Raw genomic sequence first — 20,439 nt, 5'->3', positions numbered from 1 at the left:
GTGGCTTGTCGCGCAGTACCTCGCGCCCCTCGGGAGGTGCGGCTTTCCGGCCGTCGGGACGCGCGCCGGAGGCGCGGGTCGGGGGGAGCCTCGCGCCTCCGACGCGCGCCGCGGCGCTCGATCGGCGGAGTTCGGCGGGCGAGGGGACAAAGTGATCCATATCGTATGAATATCCCTGCCCAGGGCGCAGCTTCCGCGCCCCGAACCGTGGAGGCCTGGTGGCGCGTGTCGCGAAGGGCCTGCGATCGGCGACGGCGCGCTGCGCCATCGTGCTGGCGATGGTGACGCTGCTGCTCGGTGGTGCCGTCCCCTACGTCGGTGGCACCGGTCGGCTCTACCTCGCCTATCTCGTCGTCGCCGCCGAGCCGAACGCCGGCGGGATCACCGTGGCCGACGACGCGATCCGGGCCGAGCAGGGCATCGTCGGGCAGGAGTACCCACAGATCGGCGTCGTGCTCGCGTACGCCTCGGCGACCGACTTCGGGGTCCGGGTGCGCCGGCACGACGGCATCGCCGCCGCCGGGGCGAGCCGGACCGCTCCGGTGCCCGACCCGCACGGCGGGGGCGTCGGGCTGATGGCCCAGAGCGTCTCCGCGGAGGGGGCCACCGCCGACGACATCCCGATGGCACCCGACCCGCACGGCCGGCTCCAGTGGAACCAGAACATGGTCGGCGAGAGCGCCCGGCTGCCCGCCGCCGACGTCGCCGCGCTCGGCGGCGTGGTCGTCGCCGTGCTGGACTCCGGGGTCGACGACACCCATCCCGACCTGCGCAGCGCCGTGGACCCGCGCCGTTCGGCCTCGTGCGCGACCGGCTCGCCGGACACCCGGGCCGGCGCCTGGCGTCCCGACCCCGGGCTCGGCGAGAGCGGTCACGGCACCCACGTCAGCGGGATCATCGCGGGCAACAGGCCCGGGGACGGCGTCGTCGGGGTCGCGCCCGGCGCGCGGATAGCCGCGGTGCGGCTGCTGGGCGACGCCGGGCAGTACTACGGCGAGAACATCGTCTGCGGCTTCCTGTGGGCCGCGGACCACGGCGCCCGGGTGATCAACGACAGCTACTTCGCCGATCCGTGGAAGTACAACTGCCCCGACGACGCGGACCAGGCCGCCATCATCGCCGCCGTCGGACGCGCCGTGCGCTACGCGCAGAACAAGGGCGCCGTCGTCGTCGCGTCGGCCGGGAACGACGCACAGGACCTGGACGGCCCGCGGGTCGACGACCGGAGCCCGAACGACCGCGTCGACAGCAGCCCCCCGCCGGTGCGGCATCTCGGCAAGGACTGCATCCGGCTGCCCGGCGGTCTGCCCGGTGTGCTGGACGTGACGGCGCTGGTGCAGGACGGCAGTCTGGCCGCGTACTCCAACTGGGGCGCGGGACAGGTGGTCCTGGCCGCTCCCGGCGGCGACCCCGACGGCGGGATGGCGCAGGCGGTCGTCTCCGCCTGGCCGGGCGGACGCTACGCGGCACTGGCCGGGACCTCGATGGCGGCCGCGCACGTCAGCGGCGTGGCCGCGGTCGACGCGGCCCGGCACCCTGGCGTCCGCGGTGCGGCGCTGGCGAAACTGCTCGAACAGCAGGCGCTGCCGCTCGGCTGCCCCTCGCACACGCCCGGCGGCAAGGACTGCCCCGGCGGCGCCTACTACGGCTACGGGCTGGTCGACGTCCGCTGACCCGACCCCGCTCGCAGCGCTACGCCCTCCGCCCGGTCACCTGGCCGAAGTAGCCGATCAGCAGGGCGGTCAGCTCCCGCCTCAGCGCGGGCACGTCGGCGTCCTCCGCCGAGACCAGCAGCGGGAGCACGCCCTTGTAGGCGGCGAGGGTCACCATCGCGACGAGTTCGAGCTCCCGCTCGGGCAGCCGCGGCGCGTACGCGCCGAGCAGGGCCTGGATCTGCGCGTGGGTGCGGGCGACGAGTGGCGCCTGCAGGTCGGCGACGTGCCCGGGGGCGTCCCCGGCCACGAAGAGGACCAGGCAGGCCGGATTGCGCCGGTGGAACTCGACGATCGGGCCGAGCGCGGTGGTCAGCGCCTCCTCGAGTGCGGTCGTGGCCGGGTCCACCTGCGCGAACGGGGCCATCAGCTCGTCGAGTTGCTGGGCGTAGAACTCGGCGAGGGCGGCGGCGATCGCGTCCTTGTTCGGGAAGTACTGGTAGAGCGAGCCGGGGGAGACCCCCGCGCGGGCCGCGATCGCGTTGGTGGTCGTGGCCGCGTAGCCGGACTCGACGAAGACCTGGCCGGCGGCCTCCAGCAGCTGGGCGATCCGGCGCTCTCCGCGTGCCTGGCGCTTCCTGGGGCGCTCGACGGCGGCGTCCGCCGGGGCTTCGACGGCGGTGTCGGCGGGGGTGGGGGTCTCGGCGCTCACCCAGCCGATATTAGGGCGCGTTGACTAATGCGAGCAATCACTCGTAATCTCGGAGACAAGAAACACGAGCAAAAGCTCGCGTTCTTTTCCCGGCCCTGCCATGCCGTTCTGCCCTGGGGGACACCCATGTCTGCTCCCGTCCACACACCCGCGCCGGTCGACCCCGGCTCGCCGCCCGCCGCCGGCCGTGCGCCAGGCCGCGGCTGGACGCTCGCGATCGTCTCGATCGCGACCTTCATGCTGATGCTCGACCTCACCGTCGTGAACGTCGCGCTGCCCGACCTGCGCAACGCGCTGCACGCCGACTTCTCCGGTCTCCAGTGGGTCCTCGACGCGTACGCGCTGACCCTGGCCGCCTTCCTGCTGACCGGCGGTTCCCTGGCCGACCGGCTCGGCCGCAAGCGGGTCTTCATCGCCGGCTTCGGCCTGTTCACCCTCGCCTCGCTGGCCTGCGGCGCCGCGCCGGACATCGTCACCCTCAACCTCGCCCGCGGCCTGCAGGGAGTCGGCGCGGCGGTGCTCTTCGCCGTCGGCCCGGCGCTGCTCGGCCACGAGTTCCGCGGCAAGGACCGGGCGATGGCGTTCGGGGTCTTCGGCGGGGTGGCGGGTCTGGCCATCGCCTTCGGCCCGCTCATCGGGGGCGGCCTGACCAGCGGCGTGGGCTGGCGCTGGATCTTCCTGGTCAACGTGCCGATCGGCATCGTGGCGATGGTGCTCGGCGCCCTGCGGATCCGCGAGTCCCGCGAGCCCGCTGCGCAGCGGGTGGACTGGGCGGGGCTCACCGTCTTCTCGGTCGCCCTCTCGATGCTGGTGCTCGGCTTCCTGCGCGGCGAGGCCGAGGGCTGGACCAGCCCGGTCATCCTGTCGCTCTTCGCCGGCTCGGTCGTACTGCTCGCCGTGTTCGTGCTGATCGAGCGCGGGGCGGGAGCGGCGGCGATGCTGGACCTCTCGCTCTTCGGGATCCGCACCTTCAACGGCATCTCGGCGGCGACGCTGCTCGGCAACGCGGCGGGCATGGCCGCGATCTTCCTCGAGGTCTCCTACATGCAGAACGTGCTCGGCTCCTCCCCCTGGGACACCGGGCTGCGCTTCCTGCCGCTGACCCTGGTGCTCTTCGTGGTCGCCGCCGTGACCGGCAGCCTGACCGTCGCGCTGCCGCCGCGGCTGCTGGTCGGGGTGTCGCTCACGCTGATCGCCGTCGGCCTGGTGCTGGTCCGGCTGGTCGACGTGCACAGCGGCTGGACCGCGATGCTGCCGAGCCTGATCGTCACCGGCGCGGGGATGGGGATGTTCAACCCGCCGCGCGCCGCGATCTCCATCGGGGTCGCCGAGCCCGCCCGCGCCGGAATGGCGGCGGGCATGGGCGAGACCTTCCAGCAGGTGGGCATCGCGATCGGCATCGCCGGCTTCGGCGCGCTCTTCCAGCACCGGGTCGGCGACGCGTTCGGCGCGTCCGTCCCCGGCGCGAGCGAGAGCGCCCGGCAGGCGGTCGCGGCCGGAGCGGGGGACCAGGTGGCGCGGGCGGCGGCCCCGGCCATGCGGCAGGCCGTCGCGGAGGCGGCCCGGTCGGCCTTCGTGCACGGTCTCGGCGACGTGCTGATGGTCTGCGGCGGCGTCGCCGGTCTGGGGGCGCTGATCGCCTTCCTGACGCTGAGCCGCAAGGACCTGCACGAGAGCGCGCTGGCCGGCGCCTGAGCCCGCCGCTCCCGGATCCCGGACGGGGGCTCCGACCGCAGCCTCCCCGCGTGCCAGACTGGCAGGCGGGGAGGCCTGCGTCGTGAGGAACAGAGCATGACCGAGGAGAGCGCCCACTACTGGCAGCATCCCGACCTGCCCGGCGTCGATCTGCTGCGGGCCCACTACGTGCGTCACACCTTCGGCAAGCACACGCACGACAGCTACGTCCTCGCCTCCATCACCTCGGGGGTCGAGGCCTTCCACTACCGCGGCGGCCTCGAGGTCGCCCCCGCGGGAAGCGTGGCGCTCGTCGAGCCGGACCGGCTGCACACCGGACACGCGGGGGTGCCCGACGGCTGGAGCTACCAGGTGCTCTATCCCGGCGCGGCCCAGATCGCCGCGGTCGCCGCCGAGTTGGGGGCGGCTCCCGGCTCGCCCGGCTTCGGCACGGCCGTGGTCCAGGACGACGAGCTGACCCGCCTGGTGCTGCAGACGCACCAGGCCGCCGAGCAGAACCAGGTCCTGGCCGCGAGCACCCTGCTGCGGCTGGCGCTGGCACGTGCGGTGAGCCGGCACTCCTCGCAGCGGCTGGTCCGTCCGGTGTCCGGGAGCGGTCTGGAGGCGGCCTCGGCCGCGCGCGACCTGCTCGCGTCCCGGCTGGAGCAGCCGCCCACGCTGGAGCAGTTGGCCGACGCGGTCGGCGCCCGCCCGTTCCCGCTGCTGCGCGCCTTCAGGGACGCCTACGGACTCCCGCCGCACGCCTGGCTCACGCAGCAGCGGGTGCGGACCGCGCGCACGCTGCTGGACACCGGCGCCTCCCCGGCGGACGTCGCGGTGGCCGTGGGCTTCGTCGACCAGGCCCATCTGACCCGGCACTTCCGCCGCATCGTGGGCGTGCCGCCCGGCGCCTACCGGCGGGCGCGCAAGAACGTACAAGAAACGATCGGTCGATCGCCCGCAGCATGAGCGTATGACCGCTCTGCAACCCGGCCACCCGGCCGTCGAACACGTCGAAGAAACGCACCGCGCGACGATCGCTCCCGGCACCCTTCCCTCCCTTCCCGGCCGGTCCGACCGGGCCGTGGTCAGGGACGCGCTCGCGGTCGGTCTCGCGGTCGGGGTGTCCGGCATCGCGTTCGGCGTGACCGGTACGGCGGCGCACCTCACGGTCTGGCAGATCTGCGCGCTGAGCCTGTTCGTCTTCACCGGGGCCTCGCAGTTCGCCCTGGTCGGCTCGCTGGCGGCGGGCGCCGCGCCGTTCGCCGCGATCGCGGGCGCGCTCTTTCTCGGCGTGCGGAACGGCTTCTACGGCATGCGCCTCGGGGAACGGCTGCAACTCCCGCGCTGGGCCCGCCCGTTCGCGGCGCAGGCGGTGATCGACGAGACCGCCGCCGTGGCCCTGGTCCAGCCCGACCGCCGTTCGGCGCGGCTCGGCTTCACGGTGACCGGCGTCAGCCTCTACCTGGTCTGGAACGCGACCACCTTCGCGGGCGCGGTCGGCGCCGACGCGCTCGGCGACACCTCCCGCTACGGGCTGGACGTGGCCGGTCCCGCGGTCTTCCTGGCGCTGCTGGCCCCGCGGCTGCGCGAGGGCGGCGAGGAGCGGGCGGTCGCCCTGCTCGGCGCGCTGCTGGCCCTGGTCGCGGTCCCGTTCCTGCCGGCCGGGCTCCCGGTGCTGCTCGCCCTGGCGGCGGTCCCCGCGGTGGCCCTCGCCCGATCCGCGCGCACCCGCGCCACGGCACCGGCGAAGAACTCGCAGGCAGAGGAGCAGACGCGATGAGCACGACCTGGTTGGCCGTCCTGGGCACGGCGGCGGGCTGCTACGGCCTCAAACTGCTCGGCCTCTCCGTTCCCGCGGGCCTGCTGGACCGCCCGGCGGTGCGGCGCTTCGCCGCCCTGGCCCCGATCGCCCTGCTGGCCGCGCTGACCGCGTTGCAGACCTTCGGCGGGGCCCCGCACGGACTCACCGTGGACGCCCGCGCGGCGGGCCTCGCCGTCGCCGGTATCGCCGCCTGGCGTCGCGCGCCCTTCCTGGTGGTCGTCCTGGCCGCCGTCGTCGCCACCGCGGCGATTCGGGCGGTGAGCTGACGGACACCGCGAGGAGAGGGGCATCCATTCTTGCCTGACCGGTCAGATCCCGTATGACCGGTCAAGCAACGACATGGCCGCCTCATAGAGGGGCACTGGCGCTGACCCCGAGGCGGGCGGCGTCGCGCTCGGGGCGGACCAGCAGGGCGGTGAGCAGCCCGGCCGAGGTCACCGGCGCCGCCGTGAGCAGGTAGTCGGTCCGGTAGCCGGATGCCAGGTGCGCCCCCGTGGTGAGACCGCCGACGACCAGCGGGGAGAGCACCCCCGCGAGCGAGTAGACGAAGGTCAACGCCCCGAGGACGACGCCACGTTGTGCGGGCGGAGTGATCCGCCCGCACGCGGCCTGCGCCGGCACCAGCACGACGGCCGACAGCAGCGTCGGGCCCACCGCGAGGACGACCTTCACCGTGGTCGAGCCGGTCAGCGCGAAGCCCGCGACCGACAGACCGGCGACGACCGTCGCCGCGCCCGCCCAGCGGGCCGACTGCCCGATCGTGCCGCCCGCGCGCCGCGACCGCTGGGCGAGGAAGCCGAAGATCAGCAGCACCAGGGCGGAGGTGAGGCCCGCGCCCATGGTGACCAGACCGGCCCCGGTGGCGGACAGCCCGGCGACCGTGCGCAGGTAGTCGGCGCCCCAGGTGAGCGCCGAGCTGGTCTGCCAGTACGCGGCGAAGCTCGCCAGCGCGCACACGATCCAGGTCCCGGTGAACAGGATCCGTCGCAGCGGCACCGCGCGCGAACTCGGCCTGCATGCGAACACCGTGGACAACCGGCTGACCAGGGCCGGCGAGCTGATCGGCGTCGACCTCACCTCGCCGCGCGGCTACGCCCTGGTCCTGACCGCGCTGACCCTCCGCGAGCTGCGCCCGCCCGATCCGGGCTGACCGGCGGCCGGGTCATACTGGGCCCATGCGCCTGACCGAGTTCTGGAAGCGGATGTACGCCCACTTCGGTGAGTCCTACGCGGAGAGCTTCGCCACCGACCACGTGATGAGCGAGCTCGGCGGCCGCACCGTCCGTCAGGCACTCGACGCGGGCTGGGAGGCCAAGGACGTCTGGCGAGTCGTCTGCTCCTCCATGGGCGTCCCCGCCTCCCGCCAGTAGCGGTTCGCCTCGCCCTCGCGTCAGCCCTCCGGAGCCGGCCAGGGCTCCGGAGGGCTGACGCGAGGCCGGGCAAGGCCCCGCGACGGCCCGGGGTCGGTCCGGCGTCCTTCCTCACGCCGCAGTCCTCGGGCCCGGCCGCGCCGAGCGCTGTTGCAGTGCCGCGGAAAACGCGGATAAGGCAGACAAATCGTCGGCTGCTTAATAATCGAACGTGCGTTCCCTATACTTGTTTCCGGCACGTTATCCACAGGCTCGTGCTCAACGAGGGCCGTTTGTCAGTGGTGCGCGCTAGCGTCTTCGGTGATGAAGCGCTCAGCACAGACACAGACCCCCAAGGTGGCACCCATGGCAGCGAACGACCGCGAGCGGGCACTCGAAACAGCCCTCGCGCAGATCGAGCGACAGTTCGGCAAGGGCTCCGTCATGCGCCTCGGCGACGAGGCCAGGGCTCCGATCGAGGTGATCCCGACCGGATCGATCGCCCTCGACATCGCGCTCGGCGTCGGTGGGCTGCCGCGTGGCCGCGTGGTGGAGGTCTACGGCCCGGAGTCCAGCGGTAAGACCACGCTCACCCTGCACGCGGTGGCCAACGCGCAGAAGGCCGGCGGCGTCGTCGCCTTCATCGACGCGGAGCACGCGCTCGACCCGGAGTACGCCAAGAAGCTCGGCGTCGACACCGACGCCCTGCTGGTCTCGCAGCCGGACACCGGCGAGCAGGCGCTCGAGATCACCGACATGCTGATCCGCTCCGGCGCCGTCGATCTGATCGTCATCGACTCGGTCGCGGCCCTGGTGCCGCGCGCGGAGATCGAGGGCGAGATGGGCGACTCCCACGTGGGTCTGCAGGCGCGTCTGATGAGCCAGGCGCTGCGCAAGATCACCGGTGCGCTCAGCCAGACCAAGTGCACCGCGATCTTCATCAACCAGCTGCGCGAGAAGGTCGGCGTCATGTTCGGCTCCCCGGAGACGACGACGGGTGGCCGCGCGCTGAAGTTCTACTCCTCGGTCCGCCTCGACATCCGCCGGATCGAGACGCTGAAGGACGGCACGGAGGCGGTCGGTAACCGCACCCGCGTGAAGGTGGTCAAGAACAAGGTCGCCTCGCCGTTCAAGCAGGCCGAGTTCGACATCATCTACGGCCAGGGCATCAGCCGCGAGGGCGGCCTGATCGACATGGGTGTCGAGCACGGCTTCATCCGCAAGTCCGGCGCCTGGTACACCTACGAGGGCGACCAGCTGGGCCAGGGCAAGGAGAACGCCCGCAACTTCCTCCGCGACAACCCGGACCTCGCGGACGAGATCGAGAAGAAGATCAAGGAGAAGCTGGGCGTCGGTCCCAAGCTGGACACCCCCGAGGGCGCCGCTCCCGCCGTGGGCGAGGCCGCGCCCGCCGTCGCGGCCGCCGCCAAGACGCCCGCAGCGCGTGGTTCGAAGGCCAAGGCCGCCGAGCCGGTCCCGGCGGAGGTCAAGGCCTGAGCCCGATGACGAGCGACAGCGGGTGGGGTCCCCGCGACTGGAGCTCGAACGGGGCCGGCGGCACGTGGACGGAGTCCCTCTCCGACACGGCCGCCGCCCCTGAGCCCACGGCCGAGCCGGAGGCGGCAGCGGTTCGGCAGACCACGCGGCGCTCGCGCCGCGCCGAGCGCTCCGACGGCCCCGAGCGTTCCGGCATCGATGACACACGCGGCGCGGGGGCGGCCCCCGAAGCGCCGAGCGATCCCGCGTCCCGGGCACGGGACATCTGCCTGCGGATGCTCACCGGTTCCGCGCGCACCCGGCGCCAGTTGGCCGACGCACTGCGCCGCAAGGAGATCCCGGACGAGGTCGCCGAGGCCGTGCTCGACCGCCTGGAGGAGGTCGGCCTCGTCGATGACGCCGCCTACGCCCGCAGTTGGGTCGAACAGCGCCAACGCAACCGGGGTCTGGCCCGGCGCGCGCTCGCGGGGGAGCTGCGCGCGAAGGGCGTCGACAGCGCGTTGGTCGCCCAGGCCGTCGCCGACGTCGATCCCGACGACGAGGAGGCCGCGGCCCGCCGCCTGGTGGAGCGCAAGCTCCGTTCGACGCAGGGGCTCGACCGGCAGGTGCGGATCCGCCGCCTGGCCGGAATGCTCGCCCGACGCGGCTACCCGGAGGGGCTCGCCCTGCGCGTGGTCCGTTCCATGGTCGACGAGTCCATGGTCGACGAGTTCATGGTCGACGAAGCCGAAGCCGAGTCCTGGCCCGATGCGGGGTTCGGAAGTGACCACGGGGAGGACGCGGGCTGACGCCCGGGTCACGGAAGCCGCGCTTCCGAACGGTCAGGACTGGTCGCCATCTTGACCGTTTCGTAACCCGCACCTAGCCTCACCATGAGGGATGAGGGGTCTCTGCTCGCCTCGCACCGAGATCGCACCGTGATCGCAGCGTGATCCTGCGACCGGGACGGGGAGGGCCGACAATGCTGGCAGCTGGCGCTATGACGAGCACCCTGGGCCCCTGGCTCTTCGCCGTGATCGCCTTCCTGGTGCTGGGCGTCGCCGCCCTCGCCCTTCGCCAACTCCTGCGCGGCGCCCGCGAGCGGGCCGCCGACCTGGACCGCAGGGAGCAGCGGACGGCCGCACGCGAGGCCAGGCTCGACTCGGAGCAGCTGCGCCTGCGCGAGCGCGAGGCCGAGGCCGCGCGGGTCCAGGCCGAACTCGCCGCCGGGGCCGAGGCCCTGCGCGCCGAACGCCGCGAGGTCCTGGAGCACGCCGCGGGGCTGAGCGCCGCCGAGGCCCGTGCCGAACTGGTCCGCACCGTGGAGCAGCAGGCCAAGCGGGAAGCCGTGCTGACGGTCCGTGAGATCGAGCGCCGGGCCCGCGTCGAGGGGGAGGCCAGGGCGCAGGAGATCGTCGCCTCGGCCATCCAGCGGGTCGCCGCGCGTCAGACCGCGGATTCGGTCATCACCTCACTGCGCCTGCCCAGTGAGGACATGAAGGGGCGGATCATCGGCCGCGAGGGCCGGAACATCCGTTCCTTCGAGGCGGTCACCGGCGTCAACCTGATCATCGACGAGACGCCGGAGTCCGTGCTGCTCTCCTGCTTCGACCCGGTCCGCCGGGAGGTCGCCAGGCTCACCCTCGAGGAGCTGGTGGCGGACGGCAGGATCCACCCGCAGCGGATCGAGGACGTCCACGAGCGCAGCCAGGTCGAGGTCGAGCGGCTGTGCCAGCGGGCGGCGGAGGACGCCGTCGCGGAGGTCGGTCTCGACGAGCTCCATCCCGAACTGCTGCGCCTGCTGGGGCGGTTGCGGTACCGCACCTCCTACGGCCAGAACGTGCTCGGCCACCTCGTCGAGTCCGCGCACATCGCCGGGATGCTGGCGGCGGAGCTGCGGGTGGACCCGGTCCTGGTCCGGCGCTGCACCCTGCTGCACGACATAGGAAAGGCCGTCACCCACGAGGTGGACGGCAGCCACGCCCAGATCGGCGCCGAACTGGTGCGCCGTTACGGCGAGTCCGAGGACGTGGTGCACGCCGTCGCCGCGCACCACAACGAGATCGAGCCGCAGACGGTCGAGGCGGTGCTCACCCAGGCCGCGGACGCCTGCTCCGGCGGCCGCCCGGGAGCCCGCCGCGAGTCGGTGGAGTTGCACGCACGCAGGCTGGAGAAGCTGGAGCAGATCGCCCGCCGTCACGAGGGCGTCTACAAGGTCTACGCGATGCAGGCCGGACGCGAGGTCAGGGTGATGGTGCTGCCGGAGGCGGTCGACGACCTCCAGGCCCAGGTCATCGCCAAGGACGTGGCCCGCGAGGTGGAGAACGAGCTCACCTACCCGGGCCAGATCCGGATCACCGTCATCCGCGAGAGCCGCGCCACCACCTTCGCCCGCTGATCACGCCCGGCCGTCGGGCGCGTTCGGCGCGCCGGTCACCGGGAGGCCGGCCGCCGCCCAGGCCTGGAAGCCGCCGATCACGTCCGTGGCGCGGTGCAGGCCGAGTGCGTGCAGCGACCGCGCCGCCAGCGAGGACGCGTAGCCCTCGTTGCAGACGACCACGACGAGGCGGTCGTGGTCCGTGGTCTCCGCGGCGCGATGGTCGCCGGTCGGATCCATCCGCCACTCGAGCTCGTTGCGCTCCACCACGAGCGCTCCGGGGATCAGCCCGTCCCGCTCACGCAGCGCCGCGTACCGGATGTCGACCAGCAGCGCGCCCTGCAGCTCGACCGCGGCGGCCGCCCGAGCGGGAGTCAGCCGGTCCAGCTTCGCCCGTTCCCGCTCCAACAGCGCGTCGATGCCCAGGCCCTGCGTCGCGTCCTCGGCGCTCACCACTCCTCGGGCCCCTCGATCTGGGCGACCCTGAGCACGTCGCCCGCGCGGGCGTAGCGGCGCAGCTGCGGCAGCGGAGGGTAGTAGCAGTGGACGGACACCGCGTGCAGGTCCCGCGACGGGTTGACGACCTGGTGGACGTGGTGCGGTCCGAAGGCGCGCCCGCGTCCTGCGGGGAGCGAGCGCTGCCGGTCCACGCCCTCCTCCAGCTCCAGGCTGCGCCACCCGGCCGTCGGCAGCGGCACGCCCAGGGAGAGTTCGCTGAGTTCACCCTGTGAGGTCACGAAGGCTCCGCTGGATCCTCCGTGGTCGTGCCAGCCGGTCTCGGACCCCGGCGGCCAGCCGATGATCCAGGCCTCGCTCCCGCCGGGACCCTCGAGCCGCACCCAGGTGCGTTCGGTCGGATGCAGGGAGAGTCGCGCGAGCACCTCCGGATCGGCGGCGGCCACGCGGGCGAAGTCCAGCAGGTCGGCGAGGTCGGGCGGAGCGGTGCGGTCGGGCGCGGTGGCCGGCTCGGGCGGCGCCGGCCTGGGGCTCGGGGCGACGGGTGCGTGCAGCACGGAGGATTCGGGCACGGTGAGGTCCTCGGAGTCGTCGATGAGTTGACGAGACGCCGTCAAGCCCCGAGTCTCGCACGGTGGGGAGCCGACGCGCAGACAGTGGGTACGACAGCGTGAAGTACGACGTGAAAGGGGTGTGCACTTCACGTCATGAGCCGTGAGTCATGACGTGACGGGCGACGCCGAGGGACGCCTGAGGAGTCCTGCGGGGGTGTCGCGCCGGTGCCGGGAGAGGGGCTGCCCGTGACGGCGGCGAGAGCGATACGTCTCCAGCCGGGCGTCAGAGCCTGCCTGAGTTCTGTGCAGGCCCTGGGTTAGCCCGGGCTACAGAACAGGCGGGGGCACCGGACGACGTCCAGGCGTGTGCTGCGGACAGACCGCATGCTGATGATCCCCATGGCGGGAGTAGAGCACGTGCTCAGTTGATCGTCAAGATTGTCCGGCGGTCAGTCGCTCGCGGGAACGGTCGGCCGCCCGGTCGGGGCCTCCCTCGGCCCCCGCTCCGCTCCCCGGTCCGTGCCTCCCGCGCGCGGCACGGGCAGTTCGGCGGCGGTGTTGCGGGCGCGGTCGGCCAGGTCGTACAGATCCTCCGGGCGGCAGCCCTGCACCGCCGCCACCAGATGCCCGTCCGGGCGGATCAGCAGCACCGTGTGCGCGGCCGCACCGGGGTAGTCCTCGGTGACCAGCAGTTCGGCGGGGAGCGGCAGGGCCTCGGTCGCCTCGGTCAGCTGCGGCATCAGTCCGGCGCCGAGCCAGTGCTCGCTGGCCCACACCCCCGTGCCGGGCGCCACCAGGACGACCAGGAAGCCCCGGCCGAGCCGTGCGCGCAGCCGGTCGACGGCGCCGTCGGCGGTGACCACGGGGAAGTCGGGAACCAGAACGCCGGGGCTGGTCGGGGCGAGCGCGCGGGTGAGCCCAGGACGGGCACGCCCCGGGTAGGCGGGCGCGCCGCCGAGCCGGCCGGTGCCGAGCGAGCCGTCGGACAGCAGTTCCGCGTTGCGGCGCAGCGAGCCGGAGAGCAGGCTGCGGCGCACCTCCAGCAGCGGGGTGCTGGGCTGCAGCAGCGGCATCGCCTGGTCGACGGCCCGCAGCCTGGCGATCACCGCGCCGCGTCGCTCCTGCTGGTAGGTCGTCAGCAGCCGGTCGGGCGCGCAGCCGTGCCAGACCAGCGCCAGCTTCCAGGCGAGGTTGTCCGCGTCGCGCAGCCCCTCGTCGATGTTCTGCATGCCCAGCGAGCCCAGCACGTGCGCGGCGTCGCCGGCCAGGAAGACCCGGCCGACCTGGAACCTGGTCGCCAGCCGCTGCTGCACCACGTAGTCGGCGTTCGAGATCAGCTCGTAGCCGGGCACCGCGCCGCCGTTCCAGGCGGCCAGCGTGGAGCGGAGCTGGTCGACAAGCTGGTCGGGAGTGAGCGCGGGCGCGCGCGGCGGCAGCCGCCAGTCGAGACGCCAGACGCTGTCGGGCAGGGGCCGCGCGATCACCTCCCGCGCGCCCGGTGCGCCCGGCGCCCGGGGCGGATCGCGGTGCAGCCGGGCCTCCCCGGGAAAGGGGAGGTCGGCGCGGATCGTCGCGAGCGCGTAGTGGTCGGCGGCGGCCCTCCCGGGAAAGCGCAGCGCGAGGCGCTTGCGGACGGTCGACCGCGGACCGTCGCAGCCGACGAGGTAGCTGCCGCGCAGCCAGGTCCGCTCGGTCCGCACCCGGACGGCCTCCTCGCCCGCGTGCTGCTCGACGTCGGTGACCGCGCACTCGGGCAGCAGCTCCACCAGCGGCGTGGCCGAGACGGCGTCGCGCAGCCCGCGCAGCAGCCGGTGCTGGGCCAGGTGCAGCACGTCGTCCTGTTCGAGCTCCACGCTGAGCAGTTCGCGGCCCCGCCGCAGGGTCCGCCAACCGGTCCACCCGCGTCCGTCCGCGGCGACCCGCTCGTAGCCGATCCGGCGCAGGAAACCCACGGTGTCGGCGCGCAGCACCGTGGAACGCGACCCCTCCGGACAGACGCCGCTGCCCTCGTCCACGACAAGCGTCGGCACCTCGTGCCGGGCGAGCGCCAGTGCCAGCGCGAGGCCGACGGGACCCGCACCGGCGATGATCACGGGGTCGGGGCCGGAGGGAGCGGGGCCATTCATAGAAGGCAATGCAACAGATCGGCTGGTGCGGCGTCAAGCAGCGTCGGGCGTACGCCGGTTCACATCACACGTGTGCGCGACCTGTTCGATTCGTCCCAGGTCACGCCCGGAGAGGAGGCGTGCGCTCCGCCGCGGGCGCCGCCCGACGCCGGAGACCTGGACCGTGGGTCCCGCCGGCCCCGCCGGGCGACACTCGCCGACGGCTGCGGGCTGCCTGCCGAGGGGTCGTCGGGCTCAGCGTCGGAGCAGGCGGGTGACGAAGTCGCGGGCCCGGGAGGTGCGGGGCGCGGTGAAGAACTGCTGGGGCGGGGCGGATTCCACGATCCGCCCGCCCGACATGAAGAGCACCCGGTCCGCGGCGGCGTGCGCGAAGCACGGCTCCTCGGAGACGACCAGCATCGCCAGGCCCTCCGCGACCAGCTGCCCGGTCAGCTCGTGGGTGAGCTCCCGCAGCTCCTGCGGCGGCTCGTCCACCAGCAGCAGCTTAGGGTCCAGCACCAGGGCTCGCGCCAGCGCCACCCGGGCCAGGCCGGACGGGCTGAGCTGCGCCCTGCGCAGGCCCGCCTCCGCCGCCGCGCCGACCCGGTGCAGCTGTTCCAGCGCGCGCTGCTCGGCGTCCTCGGGGGCGATGCCGCGGGCTCGCACCTGCGAGCGGGTCAGTTCCTCCAGGACCGTGCGGCCCGTCGGCGCGCCGCGCCCGCGCGGTCCGAGCGACACGTAGGAGGCGGAGGAGCCGAACGTTGCTCCGGTCCGCCGTCCCCACCGGCGGGGGCCCTCGGGAGCCTCCGGGCCCTCGGGGTCTTCGGGGTGCCCGGGCCACACCGGCCCGTACGGCTCGTGGAGTCCGTCCGTCCGCCGCGTCACGCGCGCCGGCGCGTCGGAGTCGGGGACCAGTCCGACGTCCGCCCGGGCCGCCCGGCGCGCGCGCCCGCGTGCGGGCAGGGGCGCGCCGTCGAGCAGAATCACCCCGGAGTCGATCCGCTCCGCGCCGTTGATCGCTCGGCACAGCGTGGTCTTGCCCGCGCCCGGCGGCCCGAGCAGCGTGACCACCTCGCCGCGGGAGAGTTCGAGATCCACCTCGTGCAGCGTCTGCACCAGCCCGTGCCGCTTGCTCACGCCCCGCAGGCGCAGCAGCACCGGCTGCTGCCGTGGGGCGGACGCCATGCTGGATCGACTCCTCGGTGCTGCTGCCGGGAGGTCCCGACATGTCCGGATAGTCCGGGTACAGACCGCGGACGACTCGACTCTACGGGCACAGGCAGCCGGTCACCGCACTTCTGAGCGGGATTTGAGGATCGGGGCCCGCCATCGGCCCGCGGCGATCATCGCAGCTCGGTAACGGTCTCCCCGCGCCGACCGCTCCCACTTGACCTTTGGTGGTGGTCTGGGAGTGGATGCCTGCCAGAGCACCGACAGAGCACTCACAGAACCGACACGACACCGAACCTGAGGAGAGACCCGATGCGCCTGCTCCTCGTCGAGGACGACGAGCACGTCGCCGCCGCGCTGATGGCCGTCCTCGGCAAGCACGGATTCGAGGTACGGCACGCCCGCTCCGGCAACGAGGCCCTGGACGCGCTCGTCCCCGACGGCCGTCCGCAGTTCCGGGTGGTGCTGCTCGACCTCGGCCTGCCCGATCGCGACGGCTTCGAGGTCTGCGACCAGATCCGCCGTCGCTGCGGCATCCCGGTCATCATGGTCACGGCGCGCGCCGAGATCAGGGACCGGATCCACGGCCTGAACATCGGCGCCGACGACTACATCGTCAAGCCCTACGACATGGGCGAGCTGCTCGCCCGCATCCACGCGGTGGCCCGCCGCGACGCGGGGGCGCGCCCCGCCCCGGTCGCCCCGCAGCCGCGCCGCGAGGATCCGCCCGCGCTGCTCAGCCGCGCCTTCGGCCTCGACCTCGACCAGGCCTCGCGCCGCGCCACCGTCCACGGCGAGGACGTCGCGCTGACCCGCAAGGAGTACGAGCTGCTGGCCCTGCTGGCGCAGAGCCCCGGCGTGGTCTTCCGGCGCGAGCAGATCATCAGCGAGGTCTGGCGCAGCAGCTGGGACGGCACCGCGCGTTCGCTCGAGGTCCACGTGGCCTCGCTGCGGCGCAAGCTCGGCCTGCCGGGACTGATCGAGACCGTCCGCGGCATCGGCTACAAGCTGGCCGTCCCGTCGCAGCCGGCCGACGAGTAGGCCGGCCGGCGTTCCATGCGTACCCGCCTGCTCGGCATCCTGCTCGCGCTGCTCGTCTGTGTGCTGGCCGCACTCGGCGTCCCGCTGGCCACCAGTGAGGCGCAGCGCGAGCAGCAGCGCGTCGTCGTCGACCGGATGGACGACGCGGCGCGCTTCGCGGCGCTCGCGCAGAACCCGATCGGGCAGCCGGACTCGTCCGCCGCGGTCGAGCAGCAGCTCACCCTGGACGCCCAGCTCCGCCGCTACCACGACGTCTACGGCACCTCGGCCGGGGTCTTCGACCTCAACGGCCGGGCCCTGCACGCCTACCCGAGCGACTGGGCCGACGCGGCGACCGGCGCGTCGGACGAGCCCTTCCGCGAGGCGCTGGACGGCCGCCGGAGCCACGACCCCGCCCAGGTCTGGCCCTGGGACGACGGGAACGCCCGGCTGGTGATCGCCTCGCCCGTGGTCTGGGACGGCGACGTGGTCGCGGTCGTCGTCATCGAGTCGCCGACGGACGCGATGCGCTCGCGGGTGCTGCACGCGTGGCTCTGGCTGATCGGCGGCGAGGCGCTGGCCGTGCTCTTCGCGATCGGCGCGGCCGTCACGCTGACGCGGTGGGTGCTGCGCCCGGTGCACGACCTGGACAAGGTCACCCACGACATCGCCACCGGCCGTCTCGCCTCCCGCGTGGCGCCGGCCGGCGGCCCGCCCGAGCTGCGCCGGCTGGCGCGCGCCTTCAACGAGATGGCTGACCACGTCGAGCAGGTGCTCGACCAGCAGCGCGCCTTCGTCGCCGACGCCTCGCACCAGCTGCGCAACCCCCTCTCGGCGCTGATGCTGCGGGTCGAGGTGCTCGGTATGGAGCTGCCGGAGGGCCACGAGGAGGAGCTGCACGGCGTCAGGGTCGAGGGCCGCAGGCTGGCGCAGGTCCTGGACGACCTGCTCGGCCTGGCGCGCGCGGAGAACGCGGGACCGGTGGCCTCGGCGGTCGAGGTCGGCGAGCTCGTCGCCGACCGGGTGGCCGGCTGGGGTGCGCTGGCGCAGGAACGCGGGGTCCGCCTGGAGTGGACGCCACCGGAGGGCCCGCTGGCGGCGCTGGCCGAGCCGGTGGGCCTGGGCAGCGCGCTGGACGCGGTGCTGGACAACGCACTCAAGTTCACCCCGGCGGGTGGCACGGTCGCGGTGGCGGCGCTGCGGGTCGGCGAGGACGTGGCGATCCGGGTCAGCGACGGTGGCCCCGGCCTGGACGAGGAGGAGCTGGCCCGCATCGGCGACCGCTTCTGGCGCAGTCCGCGTCACCAGAACGTCGACGGCTCCGGCCTCGGCCTCTCCATCGCCCGCGCCCTGCTGACCGCCAACGGCGGCTCCCTCGCCTTCGACCCCACCGAGTCCGTCGGCCTCACCGTCACCCTCACCCTTCCGCCCTCGCCCGATGCGGTCACCGGCGTCGACGCAGCCGAGGCCGCCACCACGCCCCCTCGCCCCCGCCGCGGCTGACCGCCGGGCCTCCCGTCGCCCGCAGCGCCCATCCGGACCATCCGGCCGCGGACGCGCCCGGACGCCGCTCCGCCTGCGCGCGAAGCGCAGGGCGCTGATCGCGCCCGCGGTGGGCCGCCGTTCGCAGACGTTCGCCTCCTCGAGCGCAGCCCGCGAGATTCGCCGTCCGGCCGCACGCAGCGTGGGATTGCCGACACGACGGGCGGGCCGCGCTGTGCGGCAGACGGAGGCCGGTCACCGCCCCGTGCGATCAGTTGCCGACCGGAGTTGCCACCGATGCGATGGGCGCCCCGCCCCCGCGGTCGGTGGAGCCCGGACGCCGCTCCGCCCTGCGGCGCGGCTGCCGATCAGGGCCTGGCCGGAGCGGCGCAGGGGCCATCCCTTGCGGCCGGGCGGGGCCGGTCGCTACCGGCCTCCGGCGCGCGTCGCGCCGGTTCGCAGCGCTGTCGGGAGCGGTCGGACTCCGCGCGGGCAGGGCCGCTCTGTTGATCGCGCGCAAAGGATTGACCGAGTCATCGACCACTGACACATTGGCCGCTGTCAGCGTCATCGTCCGCGCAACGGGTCGGCGTCCGGTCGCGACGCCTGGGGAGAGCCATGATCATCGGCGCTCGGGAACACCGCGTCGTCACCGACGACGGTGTGGAGCTGGCCGTCGTCGAAGCCGGGGATCCGACCCGGCCCACCCTCTGCTTCCTGCACGGCTATCCCGACACCCGCGAGGTCTGGACGCCGGTGATGGCCGCGCTCGCGGCCACCTACCACGTGGTCGCCTACGACACCCGCGGCGCGGGCCGCTCCTCCGCGCCCGAGCCCGGCCGCGCCGGGTACCGGCTCGACCGGCTGGAGGAGGACTTCCTCACCGTCCTCGACGCGCTCGCGCCGTACGGCCCCGTCCACCTGGTGGGCCACGACTGGGGTTCCGTCCAGGGCTGGGAGTTCGCGACCTCGCCCCGGCTGCAGGGCGGCCTCGCCTCCTTCACCAGCGTGTCCGGCCCTGCCTGGACCACGCCGCGCTCTGGGCCAGGGCCCGGCTGCGGCGGCCCACCCCCGCGAACCTGTGGGCGCTGCTCGCCCAGGGCCTGCGGTCCTGGTACATCACCGCGTTCCAGCTGCCGCGCCTGCCGGAGGCCCTGTGGCGCGGGCCGGCCGGACGCAGCTGGGGCGCGGTCTGGCGAACCCTGGAGGGGACCCGGGTGGCCGGCCATCCCGCGCCGACGTTGACGAGGGACGCGGTCAACGGCCTCTGGCTCTACCGTGCCAACACCCGCGACCGCGCCCGGCACCCCCGGCGGGACCGTTTCGCCCGGGTCCCCGTCCAACTGGTCGTCCCCGAACGGGACCCCTATCTGTCGCCGCGTCTCTACCAGGACCTGGACCGCTGGGCGTCGGTCCTGCAGCGGCGCAGCGTCGACGCGGGGCACTGGCTGCCGCTCAGCAGGCCCGAGCTGCTGGCCGGTTGGATCGCCGAATTCGTGGACGCGGTACGCGTCGGTAGCATCCCGTCCGTGGGCCACGCCGCGAGCGGGGCCCGAACTACCGCGCGCTGACGGCGCGTCGGTCGCGCCCGGCCGGGCGGCCGACGGGCGGCACGCGGTCGGCAAGTGGCAAGAAGGCGCAAGAGTGGAGGCAGACCCCATGAGCACGGTGCCGCGCCCGCGCCCGGAGTTCCTCATCGACGACCTGGCCCAGGCGGCCGGCACGACGGTCCGTAACGTCCGGGCCTACCAGGACCGCGGCCTGCTGCCCCGCGCCGACCGGCGCGGGCGCGCGAACGTCTACGACGACACGCATCTGGAACGGCTCCGGCTCATCGCAGGCCTCCTCGACCGGGGGCACACCCTCGCCGGGATCAAGGAGCTGCTGGACGCCTGGGAGAACGGCCGGGGCCTCGGCGGCGTCCTCGGCCTGGTCGCGGAGGTCACGGCGCCGTGGACGGACGAGAAGCCCGGCCGCCTCAGCCACGCCGAACTGCTGGCGCTCTTCGGGGGCACGGAGGATCCGGCGGCGATCGAGGCCGCGCTCAGGCTGGGTGTGCTGGAACTGGAGACGCCCGCCGACGCCGACGCCGATGCCCCAGCCTGCGGCAGCGGGCGGAGTGCGGCGACCGCCTACCGCGTGCCGAGCCCGGCGCTGCTCGACGTCGCCGCCCGCCTCTTCGAACTCGGGGTGCCGCTCGCCGCCGTGATCGACCACTTCGAGGAACTGCGCCGCGACATGGGCCACCTTGCCCGCCGCTTCGTCGAGTTCAGCGCGGTGCAGGTCTTCGCCCGCTACGTCGGCGCCACGCCGCTCAGCGACGAGGACGCCGCCCGCGCGGCCGAGGCGGTCCGCAGGCTGCGGCCCCTGGCGCAGGCGGCGGTCGACGCGGAACTCGCCCGCGCCATGCGCCGCGAGGCGACCCTGCTCCTCGAGGCCTCCGTCGCCACCCTCCCTGAACCGCTCCGCGAGGCACTGGCCGGGGAACTGTAGGACTCTCCGAGGGCGTCCGGGCGTGGCCGACCGCGCAGCGGGTCGCCGACCCGTGCCGAACCGAGGCGCGTCGCCCGACGGCGCGGCGCGACGC

The 20,439-nt window shown here is 74.0% G+C and carries 21 protein-coding genes; 15 read left to right on the top strand and 6 right to left on the bottom strand.

What is annotated here, in order from left to right; all coding sequences use genetic code 11:
• The first annotated feature begins 218 nt into the window (after positions 1-218).
• Complete coding sequence (locus BS83_RS36075; protein WP_051944697.1) at positions 219-1,673, top strand: S8 family peptidase; 1,455 nt, start codon at positions 219-221, stop codon at positions 1,671-1,673.
• 19 nt (positions 1,674-1,692) lie between these two features.
• Here BS83_RS36075 and BS83_RS36070 read toward each other — a convergent pair whose 3' ends face one another.
• Positions 1,693-2,364 carry a TetR/AcrR family transcriptional regulator gene (locus BS83_RS36070; protein ID WP_037607501.1) on the bottom strand — a complete coding sequence of 224 codons (672 nt, stop codon included), beginning with the start codon at positions 2,362-2,364 and terminating at the stop codon, positions 1,693-1,695.
• Between the two features lie 126 nt (positions 2,365-2,490).
• On the opposite strand from BS83_RS36070, the gene BS83_RS36065 reads away from it, so the two are divergent.
• From BS83_RS36065 to BS83_RS36050, 4 genes are all read left to right on the top strand, one after another.
• The gene (locus BS83_RS36065) at positions 2,491-4,059 is read left to right on the top strand and encodes an MFS transporter (RefSeq protein WP_051944694.1); all 1,569 of its coding nucleotides are present in this window, start codon (positions 2,491-2,493) and stop codon (positions 4,057-4,059) included.
• Between the two features lie 96 nt (positions 4,060-4,155).
• Complete coding sequence (locus BS83_RS36060; protein WP_037607500.1) at positions 4,156-5,007, top strand: AraC family transcriptional regulator; 852 nt, start codon at positions 4,156-4,158, stop codon at positions 5,005-5,007.
• 4 nt (positions 5,008-5,011) lie between these two features.
• Entirely contained in the window at positions 5,012-5,821 is an 810-nt protein-coding gene (locus tag BS83_RS36055) for an AzlC family ABC transporter permease (RefSeq protein WP_084714669.1), read from the top strand.
• Positions 5,818-6,129 (top strand): AzlD domain-containing protein, encoded by a 312-nt coding sequence (locus tag BS83_RS36050; RefSeq protein WP_037607499.1) that lies wholly within the window; start codon positions 5,818-5,820, stop codon positions 6,127-6,129. Before BS83_RS36055 ends, BS83_RS36050 begins: the two co-directional genes overlap by 4 nt.
• 82 nt (positions 6,130-6,211) lie before the next feature.
• Here the strand turns inward: BS83_RS36050 and BS83_RS36045 are convergent, their stop codons facing one another.
• A complete protein-coding gene (locus BS83_RS36045) occupies positions 6,212-6,820 on the bottom strand; it encodes an MFS transporter (RefSeq protein WP_037607498.1) in 609 nt (202 codons plus the stop codon).
• A gap of 13 nt (positions 6,821-6,833) precedes the next feature.
• Between BS83_RS36045 and BS83_RS36040 the strand changes: the two genes are divergently transcribed.
• The 5 genes from BS83_RS36040 (at position 6,834) to rny (ending at position 11,086) form a co-directional block, all read left to right on the top strand.
• A complete protein-coding gene (locus tag BS83_RS36040) occupies positions 6,834-7,013 on the top strand; it encodes a helix-turn-helix domain-containing protein (RefSeq protein WP_198035381.1) in 180 nt (59 codons plus the stop codon).
• A gap of 25 nt (positions 7,014-7,038) precedes the next feature.
• Complete coding sequence (locus BS83_RS36035; RefSeq protein ID WP_037607496.1) at positions 7,039-7,233, top strand: DUF3046 domain-containing protein; 195 nt, start codon at positions 7,039-7,041, stop codon at positions 7,231-7,233.
• 345 nt (positions 7,234-7,578) lie between these two features.
• Positions 7,579-8,709: a recombinase RecA gene (gene recA, locus BS83_RS36030; RefSeq protein WP_037607495.1), complete on the top strand. Its 1,131-nt coding sequence runs from the start codon at positions 7,579-7,581 to the stop codon at positions 8,707-8,709.
• 5 nt (positions 8,710-8,714) lie between these two features.
• Complete coding sequence (locus tag BS83_RS36025; RefSeq protein WP_063774302.1) at positions 8,715-9,497, top strand: regulatory protein RecX; 783 nt, start codon at positions 8,715-8,717, stop codon at positions 9,495-9,497.
• A 191-nt stretch (positions 9,498-9,688) separates the two neighbouring features.
• Entirely contained in the window at positions 9,689-11,086 is a 1,398-nt protein-coding gene (gene rny, locus BS83_RS36020) for a ribonuclease Y (protein ID WP_232248610.1), read from the top strand.
• Here the strand turns inward: rny and BS83_RS36015 are convergent, their stop codons facing one another.
• The 4 genes from BS83_RS36015 to BS83_RS42560 all read right to left on the bottom strand — a co-directional run bounded on the left by BS83_RS36015 (position 11,087) and on the right by BS83_RS42560 (position 15,365).
• A complete protein-coding gene (locus tag BS83_RS36015) occupies positions 11,087-11,518 on the bottom strand; it encodes a rhodanese-like domain-containing protein (RefSeq protein ID WP_051944691.1) in 432 nt (143 codons plus the stop codon).
• The gene (locus tag BS83_RS36010; protein WP_037610710.1) at positions 11,515-12,075 is read right to left on the bottom strand and encodes a cupin domain-containing protein; all 561 of its coding nucleotides are present in this window, start codon (positions 12,073-12,075) and stop codon (positions 11,515-11,517) included. Before BS83_RS36010 ends, BS83_RS36015 begins: the two co-directional genes overlap by 4 nt.
• Positions 12,076-12,524: 449 nt before the next feature.
• Positions 12,525-14,201, bottom strand: a complete 1,677-nt coding sequence (locus BS83_RS36005; RefSeq protein WP_084714665.1) for an FAD-dependent monooxygenase — start codon at positions 14,199-14,201, stop codon at positions 12,525-12,527.
• A gap of 234 nt (positions 14,202-14,435) precedes the next feature.
• The gene (locus BS83_RS42560) at positions 14,436-15,365 is read right to left on the bottom strand and encodes an ATP-binding cassette domain-containing protein (RefSeq protein ID WP_051944688.1); all 930 of its coding nucleotides are present in this window, start codon (positions 15,363-15,365) and stop codon (positions 14,436-14,438) included.
• A 297-nt stretch (positions 15,366-15,662) separates the two neighbouring features.
• Here BS83_RS42560 and BS83_RS35990 point away from each other — a divergent pair, with 297 nt between their 5' ends.
• The 5 genes from BS83_RS35990 (at position 15,663) to BS83_RS35975 (ending at position 20,345) form a co-directional block, all read left to right on the top strand.
• Entirely contained in the window at positions 15,663-16,391 is a 729-nt protein-coding gene (locus BS83_RS35990; protein ID WP_037607492.1) for a response regulator transcription factor, read from the top strand.
• A gap of 15 nt (positions 16,392-16,406) precedes the next feature.
• The gene (locus BS83_RS35985) at positions 16,407-17,873 is read left to right on the top strand and encodes a sensor histidine kinase (RefSeq protein ID WP_051944684.1); all 1,467 of its coding nucleotides are present in this window, start codon (positions 16,407-16,409) and stop codon (positions 17,871-17,873) included.
• Between the two features lie 597 nt (positions 17,874-18,470).
• On the top strand, positions 18,471-19,097 hold the full coding sequence (locus BS83_RS35980; RefSeq protein ID WP_063774300.1) for an alpha/beta fold hydrolase: 627 nt from the start codon (positions 18,471-18,473) through the stop codon (positions 19,095-19,097).
• Positions 19,070-19,423 carry a hypothetical protein gene (locus BS83_RS43015; RefSeq protein ID WP_063774299.1) on the top strand — a complete coding sequence of 118 codons (354 nt, stop codon included), beginning with the start codon at positions 19,070-19,072 and terminating at the stop codon, positions 19,421-19,423. Before BS83_RS35980 ends, BS83_RS43015 begins: the two co-directional genes overlap by 28 nt.
• Positions 19,424-19,511: 88 nt before the next feature.
• Positions 19,512-20,345: a MerR family transcriptional regulator gene (locus tag BS83_RS35975; protein WP_051944681.1), complete on the top strand. Its 834-nt coding sequence runs from the start codon at positions 19,512-19,514 to the stop codon at positions 20,343-20,345.
• The last annotated feature ends 94 nt before the right edge of the window (positions 20,346-20,439 follow it).

The organism is Streptacidiphilus rugosus AM-16, from assembly GCF_000744655.1.
GTDB classification, from domain to species: domain Bacteria; phylum Actinomycetota; class Actinomycetes; order Streptomycetales; family Streptomycetaceae; genus Streptacidiphilus; species Streptacidiphilus rugosus.
This window is presented reverse-complemented; position numbering and strand designations above follow the sequence as displayed.

Coding starts and splice junctions, on each gene's coding strand:
- BS83_RS36065 (WP_051944694.1), top strand. CDS start 2,491: ATGTCTGCTCCCGTCCACACACCCGCGCCGGTCGACCCCGGCTCGCCG.
- BS83_RS36060 (WP_037607500.1), top strand. CDS start 4,156: ATGACCGAGGAGAGCGCCCACTACTGGCAGCATCCCGACCTGCCCGGC.
- BS83_RS36055 (WP_084714669.1), top strand. CDS start 5,012: ATGACCGCTCTGCAACCCGGCCACCCGGCCGTCGAACACGTCGAAGAA.
- BS83_RS36050 (WP_037607499.1), top strand. CDS start 5,818: ATGAGCACGACCTGGTTGGCCGTCCTGGGCACGGCGGCGGGCTGCTAC.
- BS83_RS36035 (WP_037607496.1), top strand. CDS start 7,039: ATGCGCCTGACCGAGTTCTGGAAGCGGATGTACGCCCACTTCGGTGAG.
- recA (WP_037607495.1), top strand. CDS start 7,579: ATGGCAGCGAACGACCGCGAGCGGGCACTCGAAACAGCCCTCGCGCAG.
- BS83_RS36025 (WP_063774302.1), top strand. CDS start 8,715: ATGACGAGCGACAGCGGGTGGGGTCCCCGCGACTGGAGCTCGAACGGG.
- rny (WP_232248610.1), top strand. CDS start 9,689: ATGACGAGCACCCTGGGCCCCTGGCTCTTCGCCGTGATCGCCTTCCTG.
- BS83_RS36005 (WP_084714665.1), bottom strand. CDS start 14,201: ATGAATGGCCCCGCTCCCTCCGGCCCCGACCCCGTGATCATCGCCGGT.
- BS83_RS42560 (WP_051944688.1), bottom strand. CDS start 15,365: ATGGCGTCCGCCCCACGGCAGCAGCCGGTGCTGCTGCGCCTGCGGGGC.
- BS83_RS35990 (WP_037607492.1), top strand. CDS start 15,663: ATGCGCCTGCTCCTCGTCGAGGACGACGAGCACGTCGCCGCCGCGCTG.
- BS83_RS35985 (WP_051944684.1), top strand. CDS start 16,407: ATGCGTACCCGCCTGCTCGGCATCCTGCTCGCGCTGCTCGTCTGTGTG.
- BS83_RS35980 (WP_063774300.1), top strand. CDS start 18,471: ATGATCATCGGCGCTCGGGAACACCGCGTCGTCACCGACGACGGTGTG.
- BS83_RS35975 (WP_051944681.1), top strand. CDS start 19,512: ATGAGCACGGTGCCGCGCCCGCGCCCGGAGTTCCTCATCGACGACCTG.